This window comes from Streptomyces sp. A1277, assembly GCF_004795015.1.
Lineage (GTDB): Bacteria > Actinomycetota > Actinomycetes > Streptomycetales > Streptomycetaceae > Streptomyces.
The window spans coordinates 1-8575 of sequence record NZ_SSBI01000088.1 but is presented as its reverse complement, the minus strand read 5'-3'; the positions used below and the strand labels follow the sequence as shown (position 1 = coordinate 8575).

Genomic DNA, 8575 nt, shown 5'->3' with positions numbered 1-8575 from the left:
CCCGGCCGGACGGTCGACAGATCAACGCCAGGACACCCGTGGGGTCGGTCGTAAGCAAGAGTCAGACCGTCACGGCCGGGACTACCCGATCCTTGCGGGATCCGGTACGAACAGACTGACAGTCGTACGAGTCGCCGACCGAGCCCATGGACGCCTGGATACCGGCCCTGATCAGGCGTGTTGTGAGCTTCACGGACGTGTATTGGCAGCCGTGGTCGGCGTGGTGAATGAGCTCACCGGGGGCGACTTCGCGGCTGGCCAGGGCGTACTCCAGCGAGGTCAGGACCAGGTCGGCGTCCGCGCGGGCGGAGGTCTCCCAGGCGACCACCCGGCGGGAGAACGCGTCGCGGATCGCGGACAGCCACAGCGGCCCTTCCCTGGTGGGGATCATGGTCAGGCCGGTGACCCACAGCCGGTTCGGCCCGTTCGCGGTGAAGTCGCGTTGCACCAGGTCAGGGGCCGGATCGGCGTCCGGGTCCCGTCGGGTGAAGCTCTTGCCCCGGCGGGGGCTGATTCCGGCGAGGCCGGCCTGGCGCATGAGCCGTTCGACGCGCTTGCGGCCGACGCGAGTGCCCTCACGTTTGAGGACGGCGTGCACGCGGGGTGAGCCGTAGATCCCGCCGGACTCGTCGTGGTCCTGCCGGATCCTGCCGGTCAGCTCGACGTCCCTGCGAGCCCCTCGGGATCGCGGCCTCTCGCGGAGTGGCCAGCTCTACCACCGCTGAACGGTGGGAGCTACGGTCCCCGCTCACCAGAGAGCGGGGAGGTATTCCTACGTGGCGGGATACTCGACTGTCAAGCCGAGCCCCTCCCTGTCCCGGCTGTTCAGAGCTTCGCTGCGAAGTCGTCGCTCTTGATGACGAGCCGTTCGCGTACGTCACGGGGAATCTTCAGACGCAGATGTACGGAGGGCGCACGCACGCCCTTGACCTTGGTGCGTGTGACCTCGCACGTGATGCCCACGCGGCGGAGGTCCTCAGCCATGACCTCCATCCCTCCGGACTCCCATGCTTCACGGAACGTCTTCCCGTTGTGGATGAGAGTCCATCGGTCCTGTGTGGTCTCGGGATCGATGGCGCTCAGTTCGTCCGTGAGCTTTTCGAGCGTCTTCTCTGCCTGCTCCTGAGTGAACCGCGTCTTCGTGTAACGGCCTCCCGGCTCAAGTGCCTTCATGTAGTAGGCGATGGCCTCTTCGAGTCGCTTCACTTCTGCGCGAGCCTCAGCGCCCTGGGCGTACTCGCGTACTTGCACGGGGAAGTCGCCGAGCACCCGCAGCACGTCCCCTACAAGTACGTCGTACACACCCTGCGGGTCCGGGGCACCGAGCCCCCCGCTCTTGCACTTCTGGCACCGGAGGTACCGGTACTGGCCGAACTTGTTGGACGTGGCGTGCACCGTCATGTTGGACGTGCAGTCGGCGCAGACCAGTACGCCGAGGAACTGCGTAGCGCCGTGCGTCTGACGCTGGGGCTGGTTCTTGCCGCGGCGGTCGATGGCTTCTTGGAGTTCGTTGTATTCGTCCTCGGTGAAGATCGGCTCAGCCACCCTGACCGGCTTGCCGTCGTGTCCGAGGATCAGCTTGGAACGACGCACCCCCTTGTTCTTGTTCTCCTCCACTCGGTAACCCATGAGTGCCGGGTTGCGGAGGCGACGGAGAAGAGTCGTCGTGGTGAGCCCTTCGGACATGAGGCCGGAGCGGACGAGGCAGAGTGACATGCGCCGGGCTGACACTCCGCGCAGTGCCATGCGGTGGGCCCACCGCAGTGCCTTGTGTGCGTTCGGCTCGATGGCGAGGCTCGGTCTCCCGTTCGCCTTCGTCGTCACGTAGCCATAGGCAGGCTTGCCGACGAACCAGGTGTCCTGAGTCCGCGTGTAGTCCCAGAGCGAAGCCACGCGGGTCGATGTGTTCGCCGCTTCGATCTCGGCGATACCCCCGATGAGCGTGACCATCATCCGACCGACAGTGGATTCAAGATCGATCGAGTCGTTCTTCGAGGCCAGGTTCTTCCCGTACCGCTGGCACCACTCGATCATCGTGGAGAGATCCGACATGCGGCGGATGAACCGGTCGAGCTTCCAGAAGAGCAGAGCGTCGAACTCGGGTGATCGGTTGTTCAGCCACTCGCCGAGTTCCTTCCGCTTCCACGGCGGAACCTTCGTTGCCGAGACGTTGAGGTCGGAAGCGACGCCGACGACTCGATACCCCTTGTCCCTGGCCAGGAGGCGAAGGTCGAGTTCCTGCCGCACCGGCGAGGTGGTGTCCTCCGTAAGTACGGACAGGCGGATGGAGAGCAGAGCGCGCGGGGCGTCCGCAGGAAGCAGCGCCTCCGCCTTCTTCAGCTCCTTGAGCAGAGCCAGGTCCGCAGCGGTCCACTCGGCGTCGATGTCGTACGTCTTCATGGCTCGGAGAGTAGCGATGGATTTAGCTTTAGCCGCGTGTCCATCTGTCTGAAGATGGACACCAGCATCCGGATCCAGATCGGCCCGACCGGCAAGAAGCTCCTGCCGCTGACCGTCGTGAAGTAGCGCGCCGCCGTGTGACAGCTCGGTGACGAAGGCCCGGCCCGGGGAAGCCCGGACCGGGCCTTCGCGTCATGAGGGGCATGGAACAGGGAAAGCACCGGGCGCCCGTGCGGACGGAGTACGGGAACCACCGGGCGCCCGCGCACTACGAGGGCGGTGACGGCTGCCTCACCACGCTGGTCCGGATACCGGTGCGGATCGTGGTGCTCGTGCTCGTCCTGCCGGTACGGATGCTGTGGGACGCGCTCGTCGTGACCGCCCGCGCCGCCGACCGGGCGCTGCTGCGGCCGCTGGGCCACGGGCTGCGGCTGACCGAGGCGCTGATCGCGGTCCCCGCCCGATGCCTGTGGTGCCATCTGCTGGTCCCGCTGGGCCACGGGCTGCTGTGGCCGGCCCGCGCCGTGTTCGTATCGCCGTGGGTCGCCCTGTGGCGGTACGTCGTGGTGCCCGGGGCGCGGTACGGGATCGTGGTGCCGCTCCAATGGCTGTACGCGCACCTCCTCAGCCCCCTCGGACACGGGCTGCGGTGGGTGTACCGGGAGGCCCTGGTCCCGGCCGGGCGCGCCCTCGCCGCAGCGGTGCGGTGGCTGGGCACGGCCCTGAAGTGGCTGCTCACCGCAGTGCTCGTGATGCCGGTGGGGCTGCTGTGGCGCTACGTCCTGGTGCCGCTCGGGCGGGCCGTGGGGTGGCTGGCGGAGCACCTGGTCGTGCTGCCGCCGGTGCGGGTGTACCGGCACGTGCTCACCCCGATGGGCCAGGGCGTCGCCCGGGTCATCGACCTGCTGATCCGGGGCGTCGGGACCGTCCTGCGCGGGCTCGGGCTCGGGCTGCGGTGGCTCGTCGTGGTGCTCCTCGTCACGCCGGTCGCCTGGGTGTACCGGCGCGTCCTGACGCCGGTGGGCCGCGAGGTCGCCGCCGCGTTCGGCTTCACCTGGCGCGTCGCCGGATTCGTCCCGCGCGCCGTCGGCCGGGCGCTGCTCCGGCTGGCCCGGACCCTGGTCGGCGCGCCGGTGCGCCGGGCGTATCGCACGGTGTGCGTCCCGGTCGGCCGTTTCGTGCGCGACGCCGCCCTGGTCCCGGCCGGGCGGGCCCTGCGCACGGTGGGCCGCACGGCCCGCCAGACCCTGCGCGCGGCCCGGGAAACGATCCGGCAGGCCAGGCGCGACGCGTGGCGCGCGCTGGCCGGCGGGCCGGCGCAACCCGGGCCCGGGGAACTCGGAAGCCCCCTTGCGCGTACTCTGGGTAGTGCAACGACTGTGCCCAGCGCGGCGCCCGAACCAGAGATCTCCCTGCTTCCGGAGAAATCCGTACCGCAGGGGTGAGCCGGTCCGGACCCCCGGGCCACCCGCATTTCGAGGGCGGCGTGCCACCGCGTCCGCCCCGCACCGAGGAGAAGAACCACTGGGCAAGCGACAGCCCGAAGGCCCGCCGCCCGCACCGGCGGTGCAGCGCATCCGACTGCGCTACACCAAGCGCGGCCGCCTCCGGTTCACCAGCCACCGCGACTTCCAGCGTGCCTTCGAGCGGGCGCTGCGCCGCTCCCAGGTGCCCATGGCCTACTCGGCCGGCTTCACCCCGCACCCCAAGGTGTCGTACGCCAATGCCGCACCCACCGGCACGGGCAGCGAGGCCGAGTTCCTGGAGATCGCCCTCACCGAGTCCCGCGACCCGGACGTCCTGCGCGAGCTGCTCAACGACTCGATGCCGGACGGCCTGGACATCACGGACGCCGTCGAGGCCCGCACCTCGGGCCTCGCCGACCGGCTGACCGCCTCCATCTGGGAGATGCGCCTGGACGGGGTCGGGCAGCAGGACGCCGAGAAGGCCGTGGCCGCCTTCAACGCGGCCGAGACCGTCGAGGTCGAGCGCCGCACGAAGAACGGCATGCGGACGTTCGACGCCCGCTCCGCGGTGGTCGACCTCCGCACGGTGGATCTTCCGCCTGATAGGTCCGGTGACAGGGCCTGTGCGATACTGCGGCTGGTTGTTCGGCACGTGACACCTGCCGTACGGCCTGACGACGTCCTGTCCGGTCTCCGCGTTGTCGCCGACCTGGCGGGTGGGGCCTCCCCTGTTCGAGCGCAGTCGAGAACTTGGGGAACCGTCGCCGCAGCGGTGACCAGGCTGGCGCAGGGGCTCTTCGACGAGGAGTCCGGCACGGTGACCGACCCGCTCGCGCCCGACCGCGAGGCAGCCCCGGCCGCATCAACCACGGCCACCGGGACCGCCGTCGCGACGGCGCCGGAAGGTGCAGGTTCCGCGTAAGGCGGTCGTTGTAGCGCAGCCCTCGTGCTCGGGAGCCACCTGGGCCGGGCCGCGCGCTGACCCATAAGACTTTCGCCAGGCCGTCCGCACACCGCGTACGGAACCGGCGAGCCAGACATTCAGCTCCCGTGCGGCGCCCGCGCCCCGGACGGCGGTGCCGCGACCACCATGCGGACCGAACCGGACCGGAACCAGGTGCGGCGCCCGGGAGCGCGACGGGAGAAACGCCCGCATGCCCCAGCCGAACGAACCCGGCACCACCGGGAACGCAGAAGACAACAACACCCCCGGGGACAAGCTGCCGCCGCGCCGCAGGCGCCGCGCCGCCTCCCGCCCCGCAGGCCCGCCGTCGGCGGGCGACCGGGCCGCCGCCGACGCGTCGGCCATAGCGGCCGTTGACGCCGGAGTGTCCGAGACCAGCACCGAGAACACCGCCGAGGCCGAGCCCGCCGCCCCGGCCCGCCCCCGACGCCGCGCGGTCCGCAAGGCGACCTCCCCGGCCGGCGCGCCCCAGGCCGCCGAGTCCGCCGAGACCGCGGAGCCGGTCGCGGCTGCCGAGGAGCCCGCAGCCGAGGAGCCCGCGGCGGAGCCCGCCGTCGAGGCCCCGCGTACCCGCCGTCGTGCCGTCCGCAAGGCGACGTCCCCGGGCGGTGCGCCCCAGGCCGCCGAGCCCGCCGAAATCGTGGAGCCGGTCGCGGCCGAGGAGCCCGCGGCGGAGCCGGAGCCCGTCGCCGAGGCGCCGCGCGCCCGTCGCCGTGCCGTCCGCAAGGCCACGTCCCCCGCCGGTGCGCCCCAGGCCGCCGAGCCGGCCGAGACCGTCGAGGAGGCCCCCGTGGTGGAGAGCCCCGAGCCCGCAGCAGAGCCCGCCGTCGAGGCCCCGCGTACCCGCCGTCGTGCCGTCCGCAAGGCCACGTCCCCCGCCGGTGCGCCCAAGGCCGCCGAGCCCGTCGAGATCGTGGCGGAGGCGCCGGCCGCCGCGGAGAGCCCCGAGCCCGCCGAGGCCGAGCCGGTCGCCGAGCCCGTGGAGGCCCCGCGCGGCCGCACCCGCCGTCGCGCCTCCGCACCGGCCGGCGCCCCGCAGGTCGCCTCGAAGCCCGCCGACGACGAGGCCGAAGAGGTCACCGGGACGGCCGAAGCCCCGGTGGCCGAGGCCGCCGAGCCGGCCGAGCCCGTCGAGGCGCCGCGTGGCCGCCGCCGTGCGGTCCGTAAGGCCACGTCCCCGGCCGGTGCCCCGCAGGCCGCCGCGGAGCGCGCCGAGGTCCAGACCGGCGAGAGCCTGCCCGAGGAGGCCGTCGAGGAGCTGGCCGCCGAGCCGGTCGAGGTCGAGGAGGCCGCCCCGCGCGGCCGTCAGCGCCGCCGGGCCACCGCCGCCGCCGGCCGCCCCGAGTTCACCGCCAAGACGGAGGAGCCCGCGCGCCGCAGCCGCCGGGCGACGCGCCCCGCCGTGGCCGTCTTCCAGGCGCCGGTCTTCGCCGAGCCGATGTTCCAGACCCCGGAGACCGCGGCCGCCGCCGCTGCCGCCGCCGGCCCCGCCTCGCAGGAGGAGGAGCCCGAGGACGAGATCACCACGGCCCCCGAGCGCACCGCCCCCGCCGAGGCCGCGCCGCAGGGCGGCTCGCGCCGCCGGCGCCGCCGCCGCGGTGAGGCCGCCGAGGCCGAGCCCGCCGAGCAGGTGGCCGAAGCCCCCGCCCAGGAGCAGCCCGCCGAGGACGAGCACGAGCCTTCGAGCGAGAGCGACACCGAGCACGACGGCGAGGACACCGACGAGTACGGCGACCGCCCCTCGCGCCGCCGCCGCCGGGGTGGCCGCCGTCGCCGCCGCGGTGAGTCCGCCGAGGACGACGCCGCCGAGCAGCAGCACCGGGACGAGGCCGCCGACCACGCCGAGGACGAGCCCGAGGACGTCCAGGAGTCCGAGGAGGAGGGCGACGAGGAGCAGGACGACCACGAGGCCGCCTCCGGATCGAGCAGCAGCCGCCGTCGCCGTCGCCGCCGCCGTCGCAGCGGTGACGCCGCGCCCGAGGCCGAGAACGGCACGGACGACCCGGAGCGCACGGTCGTCAAGGTCCGCGAGCCCCGCAAGAAGGAGGAGCGGGAGCTCGGCACCGGCTTCGACGAGGTCCAGTCCATCAAGGGCTCGACCCGCATGGAGGCCAAGAAGCAGCGCCGCCGCGAGGGCCGCGAGCAGGGCCGCCGCCGGGTGCCGATCATCACCGAGGCGGAGTTCCTGGCCCGCCGCGAGGCCGTCGAGCGCGTCATGGTCGTCCGCCAGAGCGGCGAGCGCACCCAGATCGGCGTCCTTGAGGACAACGTGCTCGTGGAGCACTACGTCAACAAGGAGCAGGCCACCAGCTACGTCGGCAACGTCTACCTGGGCAAGGTCCAGAACGTGCTGCCGTCCATGGAGGCCGCCTTCGTCGACATCGGCAAGGGCCGCAACGCCGTCCTGTACGCCGGTGAGGTCAACTTCGAGGCGCTCGGCATGGCCCACGGGCCGCGCCGGATCGAGACCGCGCTCAAGTCCGGCCAGTCCGTCCTCGTCCAGGTGACGAAGGACCCGATCGGCCACAAGGGCGCCCGCCTGACCAGCCAGGTCTCGCTGCCCGGCCGCTACCTGGTCTACGTGCCCGAGGGCTCGATGACGGGGATCAGCCGCAAGCTGCCCGACACCGAGCGCGCCCGGCTCAAGTCCATCCTCAAGAAGATCGTCCCCGAGGACGCGGGCGTCATCGTCCGCACCGCCGCCGAGGGCGCGAGCGAGGACGAGCTGCGCCGTGACGTCGAGCGGCTCCAGCAGCAGTGGGAGGACATCCAGAAGAAGTCGAAGAGCACCGGCAGCTCCAACGCGCCGACGCTCCTGTACGGCGAGCCGGACATGACCGTCCGGGTCGTCCGCGACATCTTCAACGAGGACTTCTCCAAGGTCATCGTCAGCGGCGACGAGGCGTGGGAGACCATCCACGGCTACGTCTCGCACGTGGCGCCCGACCTGACGGACCGGCTGTCGCGGTGGACCTCCGAGGTCGACATCTTCGCGACGTACCGGATCGACGAGCAGCTCATGAAGGCGCTGGACCGCAAGGTCTACCTGCCGAGCGGCGGCTCGCTGGTGATCGACAAGACCGAGGCGATGGTCGTGGTCGACGTCAACACCGGCAAGTTCACCGGCCAGGGCGGCAACCTGGAAGAGACCGTCACCAAGAACAACCTGGAGGCGGCCGAGGAGATCGTGCGCCAGCTGCGGCTGCGCGACCTCGGCGGCATCGTCGTCGTGGACTTCATCGACATGGTGCTGGAGTCCAACCGGGACCTGGTGCTGCGGCGCCTGCTGGAGTGCCTGGGCCGCGACCGTACGAAGCACCAGGTCGCCGAGGTCACCTCGCTGGGCCTGGTCCAGATGACCCGCAAGCGGGTCGGCCAGGGTCTGCTGGAGTCCTTCTCCGAGACCTGCGTCCACTGCAACGGGCGCGGCGTGATCGTGCACATGGAGCAGCCCACCTCGGTGGGCGGCGGTGGCGGCGGCAAGCGCTCCAAGAAGCGCCGCGGCGGTTTTGGCCAGGACCACGAGCACGACCACGGCCACGAGCACGTCTCCGACGTTGAGCCCGAGGCCGAGACCGAGGCCGAGGTGGCGGCGGAGGTCGCCGCCCCGGTGGCGCTGCCCGAGCCGGAGTTCGTCGCGGACGAGGAGCTGTACAGCAGCCCCGCCGAGGCCGAGGCCGCCGCGCGCGGCCGCGGTCGCCGCCGGGCCTCGCGCAAGGCGTCCGCCCCGGCCGGCGCCCCGAGG

The 8575-nt window shown here is 72.2% G+C and carries 4 protein-coding genes and 1 pseudogene; 3 read left to right on the top strand and 2 right to left on the bottom strand.

Annotated elements, in window-relative coordinates; all coding sequences use genetic code 11:
• Positions 1-61: 61 nt before the first annotated feature.
• Positions 62-688 (bottom strand): annotated as a pseudogene (locus tag E6R18_RS33565) (IS3 family transposase); the annotation flags it as partial.
• A gap of 137 nt (positions 689-825) precedes the next feature.
• Positions 826-2400 carry a recombinase family protein gene (locus E6R18_RS33560; protein ID WP_136320646.1) on the bottom strand — a complete coding sequence of 525 codons (1575 nt, stop codon included), beginning with the start codon at positions 2398-2400 and terminating at the stop codon, positions 826-828.
• Between the two features lie 203 nt (positions 2401-2603).
• On the opposite strand from E6R18_RS33560, the gene E6R18_RS33555 reads away from it, so the two are divergent.
• From E6R18_RS33555 to E6R18_RS33545, 3 genes are all read left to right on the top strand, one after another.
• Positions 2604-3845: a hypothetical protein gene (locus E6R18_RS33555; RefSeq protein ID WP_136320645.1), complete on the top strand. Its 1242-nt coding sequence runs from the start codon at positions 2604-2606 to the stop codon at positions 3843-3845.
• Positions 3846-3966: 121 nt separating this feature from the next.
• Positions 3967-4788, top strand: coding sequence for a TIGR03936 family radical SAM-associated protein (locus E6R18_RS33550; RefSeq protein WP_136320644.1), 822 nt, complete (start codon positions 3967-3969; stop codon positions 4786-4788).
• A 232-nt stretch (positions 4789-5020) separates the two neighbouring features.
• A partial coding sequence (locus E6R18_RS33545; protein ID WP_136320643.1) for an Rne/Rng family ribonuclease occupies positions 5021-8575 on the top strand: 3555 nt, incomplete at its 3' end.

Bases quoted from the DNA above. Each gene is read 5' to 3' on its own strand.
- E6R18_RS33555 (WP_136320645.1), top strand. From the start codon at position 2,604: ATGGAACAGGGAAAGCACCGGGCGCCCGTGCGGACGGAGTACGGGAAC.
- E6R18_RS33560 (WP_136320646.1), bottom strand. From the start codon at position 2,400: ATGAAGACGTACGACATCGACGCCGAGTGGACCGCTGCGGACCTGGCT.